13 protein-coding genes and 3 tRNA genes are annotated in these 25,188 nt (G+C 24.8%); 10 read left to right on the top strand and 6 right to left on the bottom strand.

Annotated features, from left to right (window positions below):
* The first annotated feature begins 1,736 nt into the window (after positions 1 to 1,736).
* The 5 genes from AUT07_RS03225 to plsB all read left to right on the top strand — a co-directional run bounded on the left by AUT07_RS03225 (position 1,737) and on the right by plsB (position 7,009).
* Positions 1,737 to 3,104 (top strand): amino acid permease, encoded by a 1,368-nt coding sequence (locus AUT07_RS03225; protein WP_157871129.1) that lies wholly within the window; start codon positions 1,737 to 1,739, stop codon positions 3,102 to 3,104.
* 163 nt (positions 3,105 to 3,267) lie between these two features.
* Positions 3,268 to 3,341 (top strand) — tRNA-Arg (locus tag AUT07_RS03220).
* 56 nt (positions 3,342 to 3,397) lie between these two features.
* A tRNA-His gene (locus AUT07_RS03215) sits at positions 3,398 to 3,470 on the top strand.
* Positions 3,471 to 3,545: 75 nt separating this feature from the next.
* Positions 3,546 to 3,619 (top strand) — tRNA-Pro (locus tag AUT07_RS03210).
* Between the two features lie 936 nt (positions 3,620 to 4,555).
* On the top strand, positions 4,556 to 7,009 hold the full coding sequence (gene plsB, locus AUT07_RS03205) for a glycerol-3-phosphate 1-O-acyltransferase PlsB (protein WP_066284043.1): 2,454 nt from the start codon (positions 4,556 to 4,558) through the stop codon (positions 7,007 to 7,009).
* A 144-nt stretch (positions 7,010 to 7,153) separates the two neighbouring features.
* On the opposite strand, the gene ubiA is transcribed toward plsB, so the two are convergent.
* The 4 genes from ubiA to lptF form a co-directional block, all read right to left on the bottom strand.
* The gene (gene ubiA / locus AUT07_RS03200; RefSeq protein ID WP_066284042.1) at positions 7,154 to 8,020 is read right to left on the bottom strand and encodes a 4-hydroxybenzoate octaprenyltransferase; all 867 of its coding nucleotides are present in this window, start codon (positions 8,018 to 8,020) and stop codon (positions 7,154 to 7,156) included.
* 415 nt (positions 8,021 to 8,435) lie between these two features.
* On the bottom strand, positions 8,436 to 10,088 hold the full coding sequence (gene pgi, locus AUT07_RS03195) for a glucose-6-phosphate isomerase (RefSeq protein ID WP_066284040.1): 1,653 nt from the start codon (positions 10,086 to 10,088) through the stop codon (positions 8,436 to 8,438).
* Between the two features lie 243 nt (positions 10,089 to 10,331).
* Positions 10,332 to 11,408, bottom strand: coding sequence for an LPS export ABC transporter permease LptG (lptG, locus tag AUT07_RS03190; RefSeq protein WP_066284037.1), 1,077 nt, complete (start codon positions 11,406 to 11,408; stop codon positions 10,332 to 10,334).
* A complete protein-coding gene (gene lptF / locus AUT07_RS03185; RefSeq protein ID WP_066284035.1) occupies positions 11,408 to 12,505 on the bottom strand; it encodes an LPS export ABC transporter permease LptF in 1,098 nt (365 codons plus the stop codon). The genes lptG and lptF overlap by 1 nt, the downstream gene beginning before the upstream one ends.
* A 306-nt stretch (positions 12,506 to 12,811) precedes the next feature.
* Between lptF and pepA the strand changes: the two genes are divergently transcribed.
* From pepA to pyrI, 5 genes are all read left to right on the top strand, one after another.
* Positions 12,812 to 14,326 carry a leucyl aminopeptidase gene (pepA, locus tag AUT07_RS03180; RefSeq protein WP_066284032.1) on the top strand — a complete coding sequence of 505 codons (1,515 nt, stop codon included), beginning with the start codon at positions 12,812 to 12,814 and terminating at the stop codon, positions 14,324 to 14,326.
* Positions 14,327 to 14,355: 29 nt separating this feature from the next.
* Positions 14,356 to 14,817, top strand: a complete 462-nt coding sequence (locus tag AUT07_RS03175; protein WP_066284030.1) for a DNA polymerase III subunit chi — start codon at positions 14,356 to 14,358, stop codon at positions 14,815 to 14,817.
* 9 nt (positions 14,818 to 14,826) lie between these two features.
* Complete coding sequence (locus AUT07_RS03170) at positions 14,827 to 17,730, top strand: valine--tRNA ligase (RefSeq protein WP_066284028.1); 2,904 nt, start codon at positions 14,827 to 14,829, stop codon at positions 17,728 to 17,730.
* Between the two features lie 891 nt (positions 17,731 to 18,621).
* A complete protein-coding gene (gene pyrB, locus AUT07_RS03165) occupies positions 18,622 to 19,557 on the top strand; it encodes an aspartate carbamoyltransferase (protein WP_066284026.1) in 936 nt (311 codons plus the stop codon).
* 12 nt (positions 19,558 to 19,569) lie between these two features.
* Positions 19,570 to 20,034, top strand: coding sequence for an aspartate carbamoyltransferase regulatory subunit (gene pyrI, locus AUT07_RS03160; protein WP_066284023.1), 465 nt, complete (start codon positions 19,570 to 19,572; stop codon positions 20,032 to 20,034).
* Positions 20,035 to 20,462: 428 nt separating this feature from the next.
* Here the strand turns inward: pyrI and AUT07_RS03155 are convergent, their stop codons facing one another.
* Both AUT07_RS03155 and pnp read right to left on the bottom strand, forming a co-directional pair.
* Positions 20,463 to 22,292 carry a DEAD/DEAH box helicase gene (locus AUT07_RS03155; RefSeq protein WP_066284020.1) on the bottom strand — a complete coding sequence of 610 codons (1,830 nt, stop codon included), beginning with the start codon at positions 22,290 to 22,292 and terminating at the stop codon, positions 20,463 to 20,465.
* Positions 22,293 to 22,904: 612 nt separating this feature from the next.
* Entirely contained in the window at positions 22,905 to 25,004 is a 2,100-nt protein-coding gene (gene pnp, locus AUT07_RS03150; RefSeq protein WP_066284018.1) for a polyribonucleotide nucleotidyltransferase, read from the bottom strand.
* Between the last annotated feature and the right edge of the window lie 184 nt (positions 25,005 to 25,188).

Below are 25,188 nucleotides of genomic sequence, written 5' to 3'. Positions count from 1 at the left end.
TAGGATCAATAATCTAAATGTTTCAAAACAAATAAATTTAAATTTACATTATTTTAATCATCGATTAAATATCATCATTTATTTAATATTCAACAAAATTACTAAATTTCATTAATATTATTATATCATTATTTAATTAAACAAGAATTATTTTTAACTGTAAATATTTTAATATTATTCCGATATATCTATTATAGATAATATCTATATTATTAATTTAAAAATAATTATAATATATGTTAATTAACATTTACTTCAGAAAAGTATATTAAACTGGATACTAGTAAAAATAAAATCTTTTATTTTATAAAATATGATTATTTTATTAATATAAAAACAATTAAATTAGATATTTTCATTATTTAACAAGTATTAGTGAATTATTCACTGTAATAATAATATTATTTATTCATTATTTATTTTTATTCATGAATTAGAATAAAAATTAAAATAAACTGCTTGATATAAAAATATCATAATTTCATTTAATAAACAATCAATTATAAATACTAAACCGATTTATATAAAAAGTCATAAATAATAGTAAGTTATGTGATAATATATATTTTTTCAACTTTATAAAAGTTAAATAGAAAATTTTAATACCCAGAAGTTCTTCTTCTAACTCTTTACTGTACAATATCTGTAAAAATAACAATAATTTTATTTGATATAAAACCAGATAATGAAATGAACATGACAAGTTTTATATTTACAACGTAGATAATATTTTTATCTTAAGATGTATAACTATTATATTTATCGATATAAGACATAATACTATTAATATAGATGAAAACAAAATTGAAGATGCTTGACATAAAAATTATGTTACTTATAAAGTAAACTACTTAAAAAAAATAAGACATACTGGTTGTATAGTTTTAATGAACCTAAAAAATTATTTTACTAATGGAGAAGATGATGCGATACTATGATCGATAATCATCTACTTATTGAAAGTGCAAAAATTTTAAAAGAAAAATACATAAATATAATTAGTTTATTTTTAAATAATTAATAATACACCTAATTAATAAATATTGGTTGAAAATATTTAATATCAGATTTGCAAGAAGCTTACTTATAGATGCAACTTAAGCAGATAAATATAACAAATAGAATTAACAATCAAGATTATAAAACATTACTTACTATACTATCAAAAATTAAAACCACTAGTTCTAAAATAAACAAATTATAATTATCAACTATATCAGTCACATATAACGCCTATATTTTAAAATTATAAGATATTAAATAAAAAAATTGTTTAATAAAAACATACACAATCAGTTAATATTTCAGCATTTTATTATCTCCTAACTACTCCATAAAATACTCCATATGGGAGACATAGTAGTTTAGTAGTTTAGAGTATAAAAAGTTTGGAGTATAAAATATAGTATTTTTTATGGAAATGATTGTTATACAACTAAAGAAACCGTTCGTTTAGTTAGATTACCCATGTTTTTTAATCTTAAGATAAAAAAGCAACAAAAAGTTCAAATAATTTTTTTAAATAATAAAATATAATTACCTACATAACATATAACAAAACTTAAATAATCAGTACTTATTTTTATATGCCATTTATCTATATTTATACTTAAAATTATTTCATTACTGAAATAATTCATTGTAATAGGAATAAGTATTATTTGTCTATAGTTTTGTTCATAAAAAAATAATATGATATTAATTATTACTAAAAAATAATGGAGTAAATTTATATTATGATAGAAAAAAAAGGAAAAGAACTAAATCGTGTTCTTGAAACAAGGCATATTGAACTTATTGCATTAGGTGGAACAATTGGTGTTGGTTTATTTATGGGATCTGCCAGTACATTAAAATGGGCAGGACCTTCTGTATTATTGGCATATCTTATTGCCGGATTATTTGTGTTTTTTACTATGCGCTCAATGGGAGAAATGTTATTTCTTGAACCAGTTACTGGATCATTTGCCATTTTTGGTTATAAATATTTAAGTCCTTATTGGGGATATTTAACAGCCTGGGGATATTGGTTTATGTGGGTAACTATTGGAATATCAGAGATCACAGCAATTGGAGTATATGCTAAATTTTGGTTCCCTGATACACCACAATGGTTTTTTGTATTTATTTCTATTGTATTAGTTGCATTAGCTAATTTAGCCACAGTACGGTTATATGGTGAATTAGAATTTTGGTTTGCTATGATAAAAGTAATCACAATTATCATAATAATTTTAATTGGATTAGGATTAATTTTTATTGGAATTGGTAATAATTTTAAGCCAGTAGGCTTAACTAATTTGATTAATCATGGCCAGTTTTTTATTGGCGGTAGTAAGGGATTTCTATATGCACTCTGTATTGTAGTCGCTTCTTATCAAGGTATTGAATTAATTGGTATTACTGCAGGAGAAGCAAAAAATCCACAAGTTACTTTGAAAAAAGCAATTAATAACATTTTATGGCGTATATTAATATTTTATGTAGGTGCTATCTTTATTATTGTAACATTATTTCCATGGACTCAATTTGATCAAATAGGTAGTCCATTTGTAATAATGTTTACTAAAGTAGGTATTGTATCAGCAGCTGCAGTAATTAATTTTGTGGTATTTACAGCAGCATTATCAGGTTGTAATAGCGGTATTTATAGTGGAGGGCGGATGATTTATGCTTTAGCACAAAATGGTCAATTACCAAAATTTTTACTAAAAGTGACAGAAAACGGGGTTCCAGCCGGATGTATTATATTAACAATCGTATGTCTTACTATTGGTTCGTGCCTTAACTATATTGTACCTAATCCACAAACTTTTTTCATCTATGTTTATAGTATGAGTATACTACCTGGGATGGTACCGTGGTTCGTTATTTTATTAAGTCAAATACGTTTTCGAAAAATACATAAACAAAAATTAGCTACACATAATTTTAAATCAGTATTTTTTCCTTATGCAAATTATTTAACAGTGCTTTTTTTTGTATGTGTTTTAGTAGGTATGGCAATAAATCCAGATACTAGGTTATCATTAATTATTGGTGGTGGATTTTTAGTAATGATTTCTATAATTTATTTTATTAATTATTTTTTTATAAAAAAGTAACGAAAATAATTAAATAATCTATATTTAAACAAATTAAAAATAATGATAAACTTTAAAAATATAAAGATTACACTTTATTTTATAATAATGATGGGTTTTTTATTTTAAAAATTAGTGGACAGTATAATTTTAAATTCGTAATATCACAATATAATGATATTAAGCGCCCGTAGCTCAGTTGGATAGAGCGCTGCCCTCCGGAGGCAGAGGTCTCAGGTTCAATTCCTGACGAGCGCGTTATTTTAAAATATATTTATTCTTAAAATATTTTTTAAGTTAAAAGCTTTATGGTGGTGGCTATAGCTCAGATGGTAGAGCCTCGGATTGTGATTCCGGTTGTCGTGGGTTCGAATCCCATTAGCCACCCATTATTACTTTTACTAATAATTACTTTTAGTAGCAATTAAATTATATTAATAAAATAAATTTTAAATTATTTTTCGGCGAGTAGCGCAGCTTGGTAGCGCAACTGGTTTGGGACCAGTGGGTCGGAGGTTCAAATCCTCTCTCGCCGATAAAAAATAAAAATAGGTTAATATTAATAGGTTGTTAAATATTGTTAAATAACAGATTAGTAAATAATTATAATTATATTATATGTATTTTACAGTAAATTTATTTAATATTCATTATTTAAAAAGCTATACAAGGTGCTTTGTTTTTTCTGATATTTTTATTTCTATGATTACTATTTATATGGTATATAAAAATAATTTTTATGAAGAAAATTAAATAAAATAATTTTTATTGTGATTAATCATTTTAAAAATATAAAATTATTTAAGTTAAATTATATATTTTATATACATCTATAAATAACAATAGCAATTGTACTAAAATAGTACATAGATACTAGAATAGATACTAAATGTAGCTCTTTGATCAAATAAAAGAATATATATTCTATGATATATATATATTACATTAATATTATTAATACAATTAACTAAACTAAATTATAGTCAAAACTTTTTTTATAAAAATCTACTTTTTAATTACTAATTTTTTGAATAAATTAATTTATACCTGAAATACAATTAGTCAATATTCCTGTTCTATAATTTATCTCCATGTGCAGATATTTATAATATCTCAATGATTTTATACTTTAATGGTATTTAATATGTGATATATATGATAATGTATTTAAATAATTTTAACATTAAAAGTATAATAATTTTATTAGACTAACCGTTATAGTTATTTAATGCTATTAACAAAACTTATTAGCCATGATTAAAATATTAAAAATAAAAATATAAAAAATTAACTATAATTAAACAATAATTAGTATTTAAATTAGTATTTAATAAATATTTCAATTTCTTATATAATAATCATGTTAACTAACATAGTTAATTTTGTTTTTATTAACATGAAATTTACATTGAAGATATAATGTACACGAAGTTATAAATAAAATTATTTTGATAAAAGGATATCTATTATATATGTCATCTTGGCATAAGATTTATTATTATTTATTGAATTTATCAGTAAAATTTTTGATAAACAGTCAACTTATCCCAAAAAATACAATTAACGAATTACATCTTGATATTAAACTTCCCTCTTTATATATACTACCTTTTAATTCTAAAATAGATCTATTAACATTACGTCAAAAATGTCGTGCTATTGGATTACCTGATCCAATGAATCCCATCATGATAGATAAAATAAAATTACCTTCTTATATTTTCATAGATAACTTTACAAATAAAGATTTATCTATATTTCGATACAATCTATCATATGATAATAACGATTCTGCAAAAATATTTCAATCTTATATTGATCTCTATCATCATCATCCTGAATTAAATATTCAAATTTTACCAGTATTAATCATGTTTGGTAGATATCCTGGTAAAGAAAGTGATTCAGCAAAAACTACATTACACTTGGTTAATATAATTCAAAAAATTTTCACTATTATCTGGTTAGGTCGTGATAGTTTTATTCGTATTTTTGCACCTATTTCTTTACGTAAAATTGCTGTTAAATATCATAATGATGAAATGATTACCACCAAACTTGCTAGAATTGCTCGTATTCACTATTCAAGAGAACGATTAGCGACAATTGGTCCTAAACTTCCTGTACGCCAAAATCTATTTAATAAACTATTAGCTTCAAATTTAATCAAAAAAGCAATAGAAAATGAAGCTAAAACAAAAAAAATCTCATTTAAAAAAGCAAACTGTAACGCTATTACCATTATGAAAGAAATAGCCACTGATTTTTCTTATGAAGCAATTCGACTTACCGATCGCTTATTAAGTTGGATATGGAACCGATTATATCAAGAAATAAATGTTAAGCATATTGAACGTGTACGTAAATTAGCTCAAAATGGTTATGAAATTGTTTATATACCGTCTCATCGTAGTCACATGGATTATGTATTACTTTCTTACGTACTTTATCATCAAGGATTAGTTCTTCCTCATATTGCCGCAGGTATTAATCTTAATTTTTGGCCGCTTGGGACAATTTTTCGGTATTTAGGTGCTTTTTTTATTCGTCGTTCCTTTAAAAGAAATAAACTTTATTCAACTATATTTCGCGAATATTTAAATGAATTATTTGATCGCGGATATCCAATTGAATTTTTTATTGAGGGTGGCAGATCTAGAACAGGAAAATTACTAGAACCAAAAACTGGAACACTTTCAATGACCATACAAGCAATGCTACGGAATTACTCCCGTCAGGTTGCCATTATTCCAATTTATATTGGTTATGAACATGTATTAGAAATTACTGAATATACTAAAGAATTAAAAGGTGCAGTTAAGGAAAAAGAAAATTTTTTATCTATGTTAAAAGGCTTAAGAAAATTAAGAAAATTAGGACATAGTTATGTTAATTTTAGTCAACCAATTATATTAACAAAATATTTAAATAAATATGTTCCTGAATGGAGAAAATATATTAATAAACCAATACGACCTATATGGCTAAATTCAATTGTAAACCATTTAGCACAAAATATTATGATAAAAATTAATAATGCTGGAGCAATTAATGGAGTTAATTTATGTTCAGTAATATTATTAGCATCAAATCAACATAAATTAACTAGAGAACATTTGATTGAACAAATGAAATGTTATCTTAAACTACTAATAAATATCCCTTACAGTGATGATAGCACTGTGCCAAATAAAACAGCAGAACTCTTATTAGAAGAAGCTTTAAATTTAGATAAATTTAAGGAAAGATGTGATTTTTCAGATAAAATAATATTTTTGCCTAGTAAAAACGTTTCATTAATGACTTACTATAGAAATAATATCATACACTTATTAATACTACCATCTTTAATAGCTAATATTATATTTTATTATAAAAAACTTCAACGCCAAGAAATTAATTACCAAGTCACAATTATTTATCCTTTCTTAAAATCAGAATTATTTATGAAATATAAAATAGAAGAATTACCAAAATGTATTGGTATGATATTAAATGAACTACATAATCAACAACTAATAATATTATTGTCAGGAGATATTGTAAAAATTAATCCAAATCGGATTTACTCTCTTAAACTTTTAGCTAATAATATTAAAGAAACTCTATATCGTTATACAATTACACTTTCTTTACTTAATACTATACCTGAAATAAACAAAAATTTTTTAGAAAAAAAAAGTGTTATATTAGCTCAACGTTTATCTGCCATTATTCATAGTATTAATAGCCCTGAATTTTTTGATAAAGCAGTTTTTTCTAAATTGATAAATACTTTAAAACAAGAAGATTATATTAATATAGAAGGAAATAAAATTTATAAATTAGATATAAAAAAATTATATCTAATTATAATTAAATTAATATCTCATAAAGTTTATCTAACTATTGAAAGTATTAAAAAATTTATACACATAAATTTATAACAATAAAAGATATTTTTATTCAAATAAATTATCTTAATTTAATTAATATTATTAAATAACATCAAAATTTGATTTAATAAAAATTAAAATTAATATAAACACTTAATAATAGCAATTATTACTACTAATTTAATTAGTGTGAATCTAAAAATAATTTAATAAAATACCAATAAACAAAATAAAACCAACATAATTATTATTCATAAATGCCTTAAAATATAATGATGGTTGACAATTAGAAATTAGTTTTTGTTGGTAGATAAATAAAATAGACACTAATATTAAACTAATAAAATAAGGTAATTCTAAATTTAGATAATATCCTATATAAACTAATAATAACACCATAATTATTTGTAAAAAACAAATAATCAATTTATCAAATTTAGAAAAAATAATAGCAGTCGATTTTATTCCAATCTTTATATCATCATTGCGATCAATCATGGCATACTCTGTATCATAAATAATAGACCAAATAATATTTACTAAAAATAATAACCAACATTCTACAGAAAAAGACTGATTGACAGCCATATATGCCATAGGAACCGACCAGCCACAAGTTATACCTAATATAACTTGTGGAAAATAACTAAATCTTTTAATAAATGGATATATTAAAGTTAATAAAAAACCAATAAATGATAAAAAAATAACCATTTTATTTAAAATTAAGACTAACATAAAAGAAAGAAAAATTAATAAAAAAAATAATATTTTAGCTTCTTTTTCTGTTACATCACCATTTGCAATTGGTCTATCTCTTGTTCTAAATACATAACTATCTATATTTCTATCTATAATATCATTAATAACACATCCTGCTGTACGCATTAAAAAAACACCAATAGTAAATACTAATAAAATAAAAAGATCCGGCAACCCCTTGCTAGCTAACCACAATGACCAATAAGTAGGCCATAGTAATAAAAAAATACCAATAGGTTTATTAAACCGCATTAAATTGAAATAATAAAAAATTTTATTAAAAATAATATTTCTTGTCATAGCTACGCTAAATTAATTAAATAAAATTGTTTATAATAATTAAATTATATATTTTAGAGGATATTTTTTTGATGATTTATTTTATCTAAATTTATTTATTAATGCTATAATTTATTTTAAATATTATTGATTTTATTATAAATATATATCAAAAAAGAACATAATATCCAAAATTATATTTTTTATTTCAAAAACAAATTAATATTTATTTAAATATAAATATAATGTTAAAGAAATTGTAATTAATAAGAAGACATAACTAAACTAGTTTTTAGCACAAAGTAAAATTGATAAATTATTAAATAACAAGTTAAGTGTTTTATAAAAAATTAAAAATAATTTAATATATTAACTATAAATTTGTAGATCAGATTTCTAAAATATCTATATTAGCAAAATTTAGTGTAGATAAAAATTACTTTCTCCAAGCTTTAAAACAATTAATTAATCCATTAGTTGAACTATCATGATTACAAATTTTATCCTGAATTAGTAATTCAGGCAAGATACGTCCTGCTAATTCTTTGCCTAATTCAACACCCCATTGATCAAAACTAAAAATATTCAATATAGCACCCTGTACAAAAATTTTATGTTCATACATTGCAATTAAAGCTCCTAATGTATAAGGTGTAACTTTATTAATAAGAATTGAATTAGTTGGCCGATTACCTGGAAAAATTTTATAATGAGAAGTATAATTATTAATCAAATCTAAATTTTGACCAGAATCTTTTAATTCTTTTAATACCTCAATTCTATTTTTACCAAATGCTAATGCTTCTGTTTGAGCAAAAAAATTAGACATTAGTTTATCGTGATGATCATTTAATGGATTATGACTAATTGCAGGTGCGATAAAATCACACGGAATCAGTTTTGTACCCTGATGTATTAATTGATAAAAAGCATGTTGGCCATTAGTTCCTGGTTCTCCCCAAATAATAGGACCTGTTTGATAATTCACTTCTTTACCATTACGATCAACGTATTTACCATTTGATTCCATATTACTTTGTTGTAAATAAGCTGCAAATTTATGCAAATATTGATCATAAGGTAAAATAGCTTCAGTCTCAGTAGCAAAAAAATTATTATACCAAATTCCAACTAGAGCCAATATTACCGGAACATTATTCCTAAACGACATTTTTAAAAAATGTTGATCCATTGCATGAGCACCACTTAATAAACATTCAAAATTATCAAAACCAATAGATAATATAATAGAGAGTCCAATAGCTGACCATAATGAATAGCGCCCCCCAACCCAATCCCAAAATTCAAACATATTTTTCGTATCTATTCCAAATTTAGCTACTTGTTGAACATTACTTGATAAAGCAATAAAATGTTTTGCAATCTGAGTTTCATCAATAGCACTATCTAAAAAAAATTTTCTAGAAGTCATGGCATTAGTCATAGTTTCTTGGGTAGTAAAAGTTTTAGATGCAATTAAAAATAATGTTGTCTCAGGTTTAATTTTTTTAAATATTTCAGCAATATGGCTACCGTCTACATTAGAAACAAAATGCATATTTAAATGATTTTTATAAGGCTTTAATGCTTCTGTTACCATATATGGACCAAGATCAGAACCACCAATTCCAATATTAACTATATCTGTTATTGCTTTACCAGTATAACCTTTCCAGTTGCCATTAATAACTAGTTCGCTAAAACAACGCATTTTATCTAAAACTGCATTAATTTGAGGCATAACATCAATACCATCAAGTTTTATAGGAGTATTACTACGATTACGTAAAGCGATATGTAGCACTGGCCGATCTTCTGTTTTATTAATTTTAGCTCCAGAAAACATACTATTAATTGCATGACTTAACTTTGTTTCTTTTGCTAAATTAAGTAATTTATTTAATGTATTATCAGTGATTCTATTTTTAGAAAAATCTACTAAAATTTGATTATTAAAAGTCAGTGAAAATTTAACAAAACGGTTGACGTCATTAATAAAAAGATCACGTAAATGGACACTTTTTACTTGTTGATAATGTTTTTCTAATTCATGCCATGCTTTCGTTAACTTGGGATTAATTTTTTCCATCAAATTACTCTCTATTAAAAATATATATTTACAAATAATAATACTATAAGATTCTAATTTATTAATTATAATTAATTTTACAATATTAAATAATAATATTTAAATACCATAATAAATATTAGCTTAATTAGTATTTATTATTAATAAAAATCCATAATAATTATTATTATTTTAAATTAGTTTAATAATTTTAAGAATCAATTGATTTTTAAAATTAAATAATAAATATTATATAAAAATTTATTATTGCGATTTAATTAATAAAAATATACTAAATACAAAAAAAAATATATTAGGTAATACTGCTGCTATAATTGGAGGCATACCATAAACTAAACTTAAATTAGCAAACCCTTCATTTAATAAGTAAAAAATAAATCCACCAAAAATACCAATTAATATCCTAATACCCATTACAACATTTCTCAGTGACCCAAAAATAAATGATAAAGCTAATAACATCATAACAGTTATAGAAAAAGGTGATAAAATTTTTTTCCATATACTTAATTGATAAATAGGCGCATCTTGTTTACTATCCTTAAGATATCTAATATATTTATATAAACCTCTAATTGACAAAGAATCAGGTTCTAAAGAAATCATTCCTAATTTTTCTGGGTTTAAATTAGTTTTCCAATCCATAAATAAACTATGTGAACCAATAACTTCATTTTCATTATTAATAAATAATTGATCAACTTTTGATAATTTCCATACATGAGTATGGGAATTATATTCACCTGAAGAAGCAAAAAAAATTGCTTGCAATTTTTTTTCTATATCAAATTGATAAATAGAAATTTCTTTTATGTTATATTTATCAATCACTCTTCGAATGTGAATAAAAAAATTGCTATCTTTTGCCCATAAACCACGATCAGTAACCATTAGTGGTTGCCCAATAATTTTTTTAGCACGATAATTACGTGCCCATTGTTCTGCTGAAGGAGTAATCCATTCACCAATAAATATAGTTAAGATAACTAAAGGTATTGTAGTTTTCATCACTGATATCGCAATTTGTAACCGCGAAAAACCTGCAACCTGCATTACTACTAATTCACTACAAGATGCTAAACTTCCTAATCCTAGCAATGCTCCTAATAACACAGCCATAGGGAAAAATACTTCTATATCTCTAGGAATAGTTAATATAGTAAAGAACCCGGCATGACAAATGGTATATTTCCCATCACCTATCTTTTTTAATTGCTCAACAAATTTAATAATACCAGATAATGAAATTAATATTAGGAGGGTCATAAGGATTGAGTAAATAATAGTACGTCCAATATATTTCTCTATTAAATTAAACATTAAGACAGTATCCTATATAATAAAAATCGTAATTTACGAATAAAAATAATATCCCAAATATTTAATATAATTGATAATAATAAAAAAGCCACGTTGACTAACCATATCGTAATTATAGGATCAATTACACCTTTTTTTGCATTAGAGTGCAGAGTACTTTGCAATAAAAAGAAAAATAAATAAAGTAACATAGCTGGTAAAATACTTAATACTCGTCCTTGCCTTGGATTTACTTTACTTAAAGGAACAGCTATTAATGCCATAATCAATACAGATAATACTAATGTTAAACGCCAGTGAAACTCAATTTTTGATGCAATATCTGTAGAATGCCATAATTGAAACATATTTTTCTGTTCAATTTTATTACTTATAACTGTAGTTTCTTTGTGATCTATTATAGATTGATAATCTTTAAAATTAGTTATACGAAAATTATTTAGCAGTGCTCTACCTTCATAATGTATTCCTTTATCCAATATAATAATTTGATTACCATCAATATCCTCATGAATATGACCACTTTTTGCAATAATTACAGAAGGATATTGATGATTATCCTTACGTAATTTTGCGATAAAGATATCGTTAAATTTTTTACTATTTACTTCATTAATATAAAGTACAAAATTTTGATTTTTAGATGTTTTAAATTGACCCTCAACTATATTAGCTAAGCTAGGATTAGCTTTAGCATTAGCTAAAGCTTGCTCTTGATACTTTTCTGATAAAGGCAATAACAATGCTACATTTAATGTAGCAATAAAAGTTGTGAATAGCACTAAAATTAAAGCAGATATAACTAATATTTTCTTGCCAAAACCACATGCATGCATAACAGTAATTTCACTATTAATATAAAGTTTACTATAAGTCATTAATAATCCAAAAAATAAACTTAATGGCAAAATTAATTGTGCCATTTGAGGAATACCATACCCCAAAAGAACAAAAATTAAATCAGAAGGGATATTTCCTTGAACAGCTGAACTTAATATATTGATAGTTTTTTGACTAAAAAAAATTAAAATAAGAATAAAAAGTATTGAAATCTGACTTTTTAGTGTTTCTTTAACTAAAGATCTAATTATAATCATACTAATTATACCAATTAATAAATTGTTTTTATATTAAAATAGATCTTATAATATATACTATTATAATATGTTTTATGTTTTATAATTCTATATGATTTTATCATTAATAATGGAAATATATCATTATTAATGATAAAAATTTAAATATTTAAAATAAAAAACAAAAAATACATTTTTTACTAATTTTATGTTTTAAATATTAAAAAATAAATTAATTTAAAATTAAAGTATATTTTGTCAAATAAATATATAATTTTATAAATTTTAATCATAAAATTAATCTACATTTATAAAATAGGAGAATAAATGGAATTTAATATACAAAATAATATTTTGTTAACAGAGCACAATTCTTGTATTGTTATTGGTGTATTTGAATTTAATAAATTATCGACTATAGCTGAAAAACTAGATTTTATTAGTGAAGGTTATATTAGTAACCTATTACGTTCTGGAGAATTAGAAGGCAAAATAGGACAAACATTATTACTTTATAATGTCCCTAAAATATTATCAGAGCGTATTCTATTAGTTGGATGTGGTAAAAAAGAACTTGAACTAAATGATCGTCAATATAAACAAATTATTAAAAAAACAATTAATACATTAAATAAAACTGGTGCAGTAAATGCAATATATTTTTTAACTGATTTATATGTGAAAAACCGTAATAATTATTGGAAAATTAGACAAGCAGTAGAAACTGTAATGGACACACTATATGTGTTTGATAAATTCAAAAGTAATAAAAATGAAACACGAAAAAGATTACATAAAATAATTTTTAATATTTCAACATGTCATGATTTAAAAAATGGAGAACTTGCTATTCAACACGGCATGGCTATATCAATAGGTATTAAATCAGCAAAAGATTTAGCTAATTTACCACCAAATATTTGTAATCCTGCTTATTTAGCTTCAAAAGCATGTCAATTAGCAGATAATTTTAAAAATATTACGACCACAGTAATAGGAGAAAAACAAATGAAGGATTACGGCATGAATGCCTATTTAGCTGTTGGTCAAGGATCAAAAAATGAATCATTGATGTCTATTATAGAATATAAAGGAAGTAAAAACTTAAATGAAAAACCAATTGTAATAATAGGTAAAGGATTAACTTTTGATTCTGGAGGGATATCTATTAAATCGTCCAATAATATGGATGAAATGAAATACGATATGTGTGGTGCTGCAACTGCTTATGGTATAATGCGTTTTATTATTGAACTAAAATTACCTATTAATATAATTGCTGTATTAGCTGGTTGTGAAAATATGCCCAGCAGTAAAGCTTATCGTCCCGGAGATATTTTAACTACTATGTCAGGGAAAACTGTAGAAGTATTGAATACAGATGCAGAAGGAAGATTAGTTATTTGTGATACATTAACCTATATAGAACGGTTTAATCCTGAAGTGGTAATTGATGTTGCAACTTTAACTGGTGCATGTATGATTGCTCTTGGTAACCATTATAATGGATTAATGTCAAATCATGATTCTTTAGCAAATGAATTATTAAATGCAGGAAACCAATCCGGTGATAAAGCATGGAGGCTGCCTCTCTCTGAAGAGTTTTATGAACAGTTAGAATCAAAAGTTGCTGATCTTGCTAATATAGGAGGGAACTATGGTGGTGCAATTACTGCTGGCTGTTTTTTAGAAAAATTTGCAAATAAATATCACTGGTGTCATTTAGATATTGCAGGAACAGCTTGGGAATCTGGTAAAAAAAAAGGAGCAACAGGAAGACCAGTTACATTACTTGCTCAATTTTTATTAAATCGAATCTATATAACTAGAACAAACGAATAATGATAATACTTATGGATTAATAAAAATAAATGAAAAAAGTAACTTTTTATTTAATATCTAATTTATCTCTACAAAAAAAATTAGAAATTCATGAGTTATTAGCGTGTCAACTAGCATGTAAATTATGGCGAATAAATAAACGTATTTTAATTGCTTGTGAAAATAAATCACAGGCTGAAAAATTAGATAAAATGCTTTGGGAAATAAACCCTGATCAATTTATTCCGCATAATTTAACTGGAGAAGGACCTATATATGGAGCACCCATTGAATTATGTTGGCCAACAAAAAGCAGTAATCATATGAGAGATATATTAATAAACTTACAATCTACTTTCATACAATTTTCTACAGTGTTCAATGAAATTTTAGATTTTGTACCTATTGATGAACATTTAAAGCAATTAGCTCGTGAAAGATATAAAATATATCGCAATATGGGATATGATTTAATTATAGCAAAACAACCAGTAAAGTCCATAGATAATTAAAAAATAAAAATGAAAAAAATTTTTACAAATCGATCTCATTCTAAAATATTACTAGATAAAATCTATCAACCATCTGAAATAGAAAAATCAATATATTTATATTGGGAAGAAAACGAGGTTTTTAGAACATATATTCATAATAATAAAGACAATTTTTGTATTGTCATCCCACCTCCAAATATAACAGGAAATTTACATATGGGGCATGCTTTTCAACAAACTATTATAGATATAATAATTAGATATCAACGCATGCAAGGGAAAAATACTCTTTTACAAAGTGGTATAGACCATGCAGGAATTGCTACCCAAATGATAGTTGAACATAAAATTGCTGCTGAAGAAAATAAAACTCGACATGATTATGGTAGAAAAGCTTTTATTGAAAAAATATGGCAATGGAAAAAAGAGTTAGGTAATAATATTTCTTATCAAATGAGACGATTAGGTGGTTCTGTTGATTGGAACCGTGAACGATTTACTATGGATGATGGATTTTCTAAAGCAGTAAAAGAAGCATTTATTTTACTATATCAAAATAATCTTATTTATCGAGGTAAACGATTAGTCAATTGGGATCCTAAACTTCATACTGCTATTTCTGATTTAGAAGTTGAAAATAAAGAAATAAATGGATTTATGTGGTATTTGCGATATTCACTTGCTGAAGGAATAAAAACCGTAGAAGGAAAAAATTATTTAATTATCGCTACTACTAGACCAGAAACAATACTCGGAGATACAGCTATAGCAGTTAATCCATCTGATTCACGTTATAATAATTTAATTGGTAAACATGTTTTAATTCCATTAGTTAATCGTATAATTCCTATTATTGGTGATAAAGAAACTGATATGCATCAAAATACTGGGTGTGTAAAAATTACTCCAGCACATGATTTTAATGATTATGAAATAGGTAAACGTCATCATTTACCTATGATAAATATTTTTAATTTTAATGGACATGTTCTAGATCAAGCTGAAATATTTTATATAACTGAAACTAATTGTATTATTCAAAAAATTGAAATTCCTGTATCTTATCGAGGATTAGAACGTTTTGCTGCCCGTAAAGTTATAGTTAAAGAATTAGAAAAATCAGGTTTATTAATCAAAGTAAAATCGCATAACCTAAATATTCCTTATAGTGATCGTGGTGGTGTTGTTATTGAACCAATGCTCACTAATCAATGGTATATTCGTACTATACCATTAACAAGACAAGCAATTACAGCTGTAAAAGAAGGTAGGATTAAATTTCTACCTAAACAATATGAAAATATATACTTTTCCTGGATGAATAATATAAAAGATTGGTGTATTTCACGTCAATTATGGTGGGGGCATAGGATACCAGCTTGGTATGATGAAATAGGAAATATATATGTAGGCCATAATGAAGAAGAAATTCGTAAGAAAAATAATTTAAATTTAGATACCAAGTTACAACAAGATGAAGATGTATTAGATACTTGGTTTTCTTCTAGTTTATGGACATTTTCAACATTAGGTTGGCCAGAAGAAGAAAGCAAAGAAATACTGAAGAAATTTCATCCAACTGATGTATTAGTGAGTGGTTTTGATATTATTTTTTTCTGGATTGCTCGTATGATTATGTTAACAATGTATTTCATAAAAGATGAAAATGGTAAAGGACAAGTACCTTTTAAAATAGTTTACATGACAGGTTTAATTCGAGATGAAGAAGGAAAAAAAATGTCAAAATCAAAAGGTAATGTTATTGATCCACTAGATATAATTGATGGCATCTCTTTAGAAGATTTATTAATAAAACGTACTAGTAATATGATGCAACCACAATTAGCCAAAAAAATTGCTCAATGCACTCGCAAGGAGTATCCATATGGCATTAAAGCACATGGTGCTGACGCTTTACGTTTTACTCTTGCAACATTAGCATCCACAGGGCAGAATATTAATTGGGATATAAGACGACTTACTGGTTACCATAATTTTTGTAATAAACTGTGGAATGCAAGTCGTTATGTACTAATTAATACTATAGGTTATGATTGTGGGCAAGATGGTGGAAAAATGACTTTTTCATTAGCAGATCAATGGATCATAGCTGAATTTAATCAAACTATAAAACTATATCGCGAAGCATTAGATTCTTATCGTTTTGATATTGCTGCAAATATTTTATATAAATTTACTTGGAATCAATTTTGTGATTGGTATTTAGAATTATCAAAAATAATTATTTTAAAAGGTAATGAAATAAATATTCGGGCAGCTCGTTATACTTTAGTTGAAATACTAGAAAGTTTATTACGATTAGCACATCCTATTATTCCATTTATTACTGAAACTATTTGGCAACATATAAAAATAATAAAAGGAATACATCAAAATTCTATAATGTTACAACCATTTCCAATTTTTGAAACAACTAAAATTAACGAAACAGCAAGATCTGATTTAGAATTGATAAAAAAAATTATTATCGCTATACGTCATATTAAGGTAGAAATGAATATTTCATCTAATATATCACTCTATATGATGTTCAATGGTACTAATAATACTGCTAAACAAAGTGTAATAAAAAATATACATTTTATTAAATCAATGACTAGCCTTAAATCTATTATTATTTTAAATAAAATACAACCAAGACCACTTGCTATATCTAAAAGGATAGAAGAAGATATTGAAATATTCATTCCAATAATAAATCTAATAGATAAAAAAATCGAATTATCACGAATAGATAAAGAATTAAAACAATTGACTAAAAAAATATCTTCTATTGAAAGAATTCTATCTAATGATAACTTTATTAAACAGGCGCCTTTTTCTATTGTAGAAAAAGAACGTAGTCGACTTAATAACTGTTTAAAAATAAAGCAACAACTTATTAATCAAAAATCAAATATACTAAAATAAATTTAACGAAACACTATTTTATGTCAAAAAATAATTATTTATAAAGTTTATAGATTTATACTTAACTTTAATTAATAAAAAAGACAAATCAAAAGTATTAATTCGTATATGTAATTATAGTGTATATTTATATCTTAATCTTAGCATAAATTATGACTATTTTATATCAAATAACTAATAAAGTATTTTAATAATTTATTAGTTATTTGTACTATTACTAGTAATAAATTATTTTATATATGACTCTATAATAAATTTGTAAAAATTTTTATTACAAAAAAAATAATATACAGAAATAAATATATTAAATACTTTAAAAAAATCAAATTATCTCTTATTAAATTTAATTAAAAGATATTAAAAATAAAAATATTCAAATAATCTTCAAATAAGCCAATTAATATAAATAACACTAATTTTATTTACAAAAATATTAATTACATTTTTTATTATGCCAAGATATAAATAAATTAATATTCATATTTATGAATAATTTTTTATTTTATTTTTAATAAGAATCTGCAGTTTATTATCATATAAATATAATTAATTTAAATAATTAGGAAAATTTATTAAAAATTTAACTTATAAAAAAATATCATTTTATTGATATAATGTATTTATTGAATAATAAAACTTAATATTATATGATAATATTAAGTTTTATTATTAATTTATTAAAAAATTGATTTTTATCTTATAACGATAAGATTTTTCCATAAAAAACTAATATAAAATTAAGAAAACATGTTGGATAATAAATTTATAAAAATTATCATAACATATTAATCTTAAATATTTTTTATCAAAAATATAAATAATTAGTTAATAACTAATTATTTTTTTTAAAGTCTACATCTTTATGTATGACATAAGAAGGAAAATAATAATATGGTTAATCCTTTATATCTTAAAGACATAATCTCAATTAATGATTTAAACCGTAAAGATATAATTAGTATACTTAAAGTTGCTACATCACTAAAAAAAAAGCCTCAACCAAATCTCTTAAAAAATAAAGTAATTGCTAGTTGTTTTTTTGAAGCTTCTACACGAACACGGCTTTCTTTTGAAACAGCAATATATCGCTTAGGTGCTTCTGTAGTAGGGTTTTCTGATAGAAATCATACATCTTTAGGTAAAAAAGGTGAAACTTTGGCCGATACAATATCGGTTATTAGTCAATATGTTGACGCTATTATAATCCGTAATCCACAAGAAGGAGCATCTCGTTTAGCAGCTAATTTTTCAGGAAATATTCCTGTAATTAACGCTGGTGATGGAGCGAATCAACACCCTACACAAACCCTTCTTGATTTGCTTACCATTCAAGAAACTCAAGGTAGTTTAAATAATTTACATATAGCAATGATTGGTGACTTAAAATATGGGCGAACTGTTCATTCATTAACTCAAGCATTATCAAAATTTGATAATAATACTTTTTATTTTATTTCCCCAAAAGATTTGGCTATGCCATTCAATTTTTTACAGCTACTAAGAGAAAAAAGGATTATCTATAGTTTACATAATAATATAGGATCAGTTTTACAAAAATTAGATATTCTCTATATCACAAGAGTACAAAAAGAACGCCTAGATCCTTCAGAATATGCTAATATTAAAGATAAATTTATTTTAACTACTAACGAATTAATTAACGCTAAGCCAACTATGAAAGTTTTACATCCTTTACCCCGTATTGATGAAATCACTACTGATGTTGATCACACATCACATGCTTATTATTTTCAACAAGCTGGCAATGGTATTTATGCAAGACAAGCTATTTTAGCTATGATTTTAAAAAAAAATATTAATTTATAAGGTATATAAAATATGGCTAATAATCATAAATTACAAGTCGAAGCAATTAGATGTGGTACCGTTATAGATCATATAACTGCTAAAATAGGTTTTAAATTGCTTTTATTATTTAAATTAACACAAACTGATCAACGTATTACAGTAGGATTAAATTTACCATCTAATTTATTAGGAAGAAAAGATTTAATTAAAATTGAAAATACTTTTCTAACTTCTGAACAAGCAAATAAATTAGCAATATATGCTCCAAATGCTACAATTAATTGTATCAAAGATTATAAAGTAGAAAAAAAATTATCAATTAATATACCAGAACAAATTGATGAAGTGCTAATTTGTCCTAATACCAACTGCATTAGTCATAATGAGCCTATTATTAGCAGTTTTAACATTATAAAACAAAATCATGACGTTATCTTAATTTGTAAATATTGTGAACAAATCTTTAATCGTAATGCGGTAATTAATAATATGTAGTTAAACACATATTATTAATTTATATAGATTAAAAATGAATGCCAAATTATTATATCAAATTCTAATATTTAAATAATAAAATGTCATATAAATCAAACTTATAATTATAAATATTTTCTAAAAATTATGTATATTATTTCAAATAATAAGAATATTATAAAAAATAAGTAGTACTTGACCATTTAGCAAAAATAAAAGTTTTTTCAAAAAAAATTAAAATTTAAAATTTTATAAAATATGTATATTCAGAAAATATTAATTTTATAATTCTAAAATTAATTAATTCAACAGGATAAAAATTACTTTTTTAGTATATTAGTACTATAAATTATATTTATATTTACATGCTATTTTAAGGTATAAAGATAAAATTAAAATTCAACTAAATATTTTTTTGTTATTAGAAAAATTTTAAGTTTTACCTAATATTAAATATTACAATTTATCTTACGACGTAAAATAGAATTATGATGTTCAGAATTACGATTTCTGAAGTGTTCACGTTCATGTTCATTACTAAATCTACGTCCTCGTTTGCGAAATTCACTATAATTACGGTAGCATGTACTATTATTATGTTCAAATAAATTTTTTTTACTTAATAATTGCATTCTAATTGGTTTATTTAAAATACGTGTATGTGTTAAATGATTAAATATTTCATTTGGTATACCTTTTAATAATTCTATCGTTGAATGATAAGCAAATAACTCAATATTACCAATATAACGACTATTAATATCTGCTTCATTAGCAATTGCACCAACAATATGCCTAACTTCAACGCCATCATTAAGACCAACTTCAATACGATATAATTGCATATCACCATGGGTAGTATGCCTTTCACGTTTTCTTTTTTTACATTTAGAAAAAACTTTATTAGGAGAAATTTCATTTTTCTTACTAATTTGATATTTATTTTTATTAACTGGATCTGGTGGTAATATTAATGGTCGATTACCTTGTGCCATTTTTAATAAAATTGAAGCTAAAGTTTCTATATCTAACCCATTAACATTACTGAATTTATTCAATAATAAACGATATTTTTCTAAATTACCTATTTTTAATTGCTTTAAAATATTTTCAGTAAATTTAGCTTGTCGTCGTTCACTTAAAACAGAAGAATTAGGCAAATAAATTTCAGGAATAGATTGCTTTATAGTACGTTCAATATTACGTAAGAACCTACGTTCACGATGATCTACGAACAAGAGAGCACGACCAGCTCTTCCAGCTCTTCCAGTACGACCAATTCTATGAACATAAGATTCAGCATTCATAGGTATATCATAGTTAATAACCAAACTAATACGTTCAACGTCCAGACCTCTTGCTGCAATATCAGTAGCTATTAATATGTCAAGACGTCCATCTTTTAGACGTTCTAATGTTTGTTCACGTAAAGTTTGGTTCATATCACCATTTAATGCTGAACTATTATAACCACTACTTTCAAGTGCTGCAGAAACTTCTAATGTAGCATTTTTAGTACGTACAAAAATAATTGCTGCATCAAAATCTTCCACCTCTAAAAAACGAACTAATGCTTCATGTTTACGCATACCATAAACAAACCAATATCTTTGGGTAATATCTGGTCTAGTTTTAATATTAGATTTTATGCTAACTTCTTTAGGTGATTTCATGAATTTATAAGTAATACGACGAATAGCTGTTCTCATTGTAGCAGAAAATAATGCTGTTTGATGTTTATTTGGAATTTTATTCATAATATTTTCAACGTCTTCAATAAATCCCATACGTAACATTTCATCAGCTTCATCGATAACTAACCCACGTAAATAAAAAAGATTTAAAGTGCCTCGTCTTAAATGATCTAATAAACGACCAGGTGTTCCTACTACAATTTGTGGACCGTTTTTAAGTGCACGTAACTGCAAGTCATAACGTTGACCACCATAAAGTGCAACTACTTTTATATTGCTCATATATTTAGAAAATTCAATTATTGCTTCTGAAACTTGTACTGCTAATTCACGAGTTGGAGCTAATATTAATAGTTGGGGGAATTTTAATAACATATCTATGTTATGTAACAATGGTAAACTAAATGCTGCTGTTTTCCCGCTACCAGTTTGTGCTATACCTAATAAATCACCACCATCTAATAAATAAGGAATGCATTGTTTTTGTATAGGAGATGGTTTTTCATAACCTAAATCATTTAATGCAGAAATAATTGGTGTTGATAAACCTAAATCAGCAAAAGAGATTTCAGTCTCATTGGTCATGTAAAATGCCTCATGTATTTATGGTAGCCAGTTTAGATAGCTTTATAAAAATTTCTCTTAATCTTATTAAAATATTAACTGGCTAAAATTATGTTACTAGACAAATATTTTTTAAAATTATAAAAAATTCTAAATAGTGATAATTTATTTGTCCCACTGATGTTTTTTTGATGTTTTATGTTAAAAGTTTAATTAATTTAATATATAATCATACATAAAAAATATTAATTTTTATATAATTAATTTTTTATATAATTAATATAATATAAACTGGATGTTTTATTAACTAGAATAAAATTTAATTTTATTAAATTTAAGAAATATTAAATATTTTACAAATATTAGTTATAAACTGCATTTTTTGTTATAAACAATTACTTATATAATTTTTAATTAAATGAGCATTTTATAATAATTGATATATAAATTATTTTTATAAATAATAATTTTAGAATTATAATTTAACTATAATACGAATTAATTTTATTTACTGTCGTAATATTTTTTACAAAAACTTTTTTAAATTAATTATTGACTTAAATAGTCAGTATATGAAAAATTATTAATACATACTTAATATAAAATATTTATTTTAAAAAAAACTTGTTTTATTCAGAAAAGTTTCTTGCTAGAAATGACCTCTTTAATACTGAGTTTAATACGATTTTGTCGATCAATATCTAATACTTTAACCGTCACTTCTTGACCTAACTGTAAATAATCAATAACCTTTTCTACTCTTTTTTCTGATATTTGTGAAATATGTACTAATCCCTCTTTACCACTACTTATAGAAACAAAAGCTCCAAAATCAACAATACGTGTAACCTTACCATTATATATACGACCAACTTCAATTTCTGCAGTAATATCTTCAATACGTCTGATAGCAGCTTTGGTTTTAGAAATATCAGTTGCTGCAATTTTTATTGTACCATCATCATTAATCTCAATTATAGTACCTGTTTCTTCTGTCAAAGCACGAATAACAGAACCACCTTTACCTATCACATCTTTAATTTTAATAGGATTAATTCGTATAGTATGAATTCTAGGCGCAAATTCAGAAATATCATCACGAGGTCTACTAATTACCTCTTCCATTATATTTAAAATATGCAACCTGGCTCCTTTTGCTTGATGTAGAGCAATTTGAATAATATCTTGCGTAATACTATTAATTTTTACATCCATTTGTAAAGCACTAATACCTTCACGACTACCTGCTACTTTAAAATCCATATCGCCTAAATGATCTTCATCACCTAAGATATCAGAAAGAATAATAAAATTATTTTTTTCTTTTACTAATCCCATAGAAATCCCTGCTATTGCTGATTTAATTGGAACTCCAGCATCCATTAGCGCTAATGACGCCCCACATATAGAAGCCATAGAAGAAGAACCATTAGATTCAGTTATTTCAGAAACTACACGTATAGTATAAGGGAATTCTAATTGTTTAGGAATAACTGGCAACATGGCACGTTTTGCTAAATATCCATGACCAATTTCACGACGCTTAGGAGTACCAAGCATACTTATTTCACCAACTGAATAAGATGGAAAATTATAATGAAACAAAAATCGATCTATATACTCACCCATAGGTTCATCAATAATTTGTGCATCTCGTTCAGTTCCTAGAGTTACTGTGACTAATGCTTGTGTTTCTCCTCTAGTAAATAAAGCTGAACCGTGGGTGCGTGGTAATATACCAGTACGTACATCAAGAGATCTTATCATATCTTTTTCTCTACCATCAATTCTTGATTCATTTTTTAATATACGATTCCGCACTATTTTTCTTTCTAACTTAGAAAAAATTTTGTTAATTTCTATAATATCTAAAGATGCATTTTCTTTTAACAGAGTATTAATTAGATCTTCTTTTATTTTATCAATGTTAGCATAACGTTCTTGTTTTTCAGTAATACTGAAAATATTACATAAATATTTTTCAACTAGTTCAGTTATATGAATATTTAATTCTTCATTAATTAAATCTGGCTGCCAATTCCATTTTTCTTTATTAATTTTTATAGTTAAAGAATTAATATTTTCAATTACAATTTGTTGTTGTTCATGACCAAAAATTATTGCACCAAATATTTGTTCTTCAGTTAATAAATCTGCTTTTGATTCTATCATTATTACTGCATTTGATGTACTAGCGACTATTAAATCTAAGTGACTTATTTTTAATTCATCAACTGTAGGATTTAAAATATATTGATTATCAACATAACCAACCCGTGCAGCACCAATTGGGCCATCAAATGGGATACCTGATATAGATAATACAGCAGATGCACCAATCATAGCAACAATATCAGGATTTACTTGTGGATTGATAGATACTACTGTTGCAATAATTTGTATTTCATTAACAAATCCTTCTGGAAATAAAGGACGAATTGGACGATCAATAAGCCTAGCAGTTAGTATTTCTTTTTCACTAGGTCGTCCTTCGCGCCTAAAAAAACTGCCAGGTATTCGTCCTGCGGCATAACAACGTTCTTGATAGTTAACTGTTAACGGAAAAAAATCTAATCCTTTTTTAATTTTCTTTTGGCCAACTACAGTTACAAATACAGCTGTACCATCCATGTTAATCATCACAGAAGCAGTTGCTTGACGTGCCATTATACCAGTTTCAATAGTAACAGTATGATGGCCATATTGAAATTTATGAATAATAGGATTAAGCAAATTAAATACCCTTATTAAATATTACCAATTATTTATATAATAATATTTTTAGCTTTAACTATATAGATTTAATATTAAAAACTAAATAAATACTATAAATTTTATTTAATACATTAACATAACACTTATTTTAAATATTATTAAGTTTTGTTATATAAAACATCTAAATAATATAAAAAAGTAT

This window comes from Candidatus Arsenophonus lipoptenae (assembly GCF_001534665.1).
GTDB classification, from domain to species: domain Bacteria; phylum Pseudomonadota; class Gammaproteobacteria; order Enterobacterales; family Enterobacteriaceae; genus Arsenophonus; species Arsenophonus lipoptenae.
This window is presented reverse-complemented; position numbering and strand designations above follow the sequence as displayed.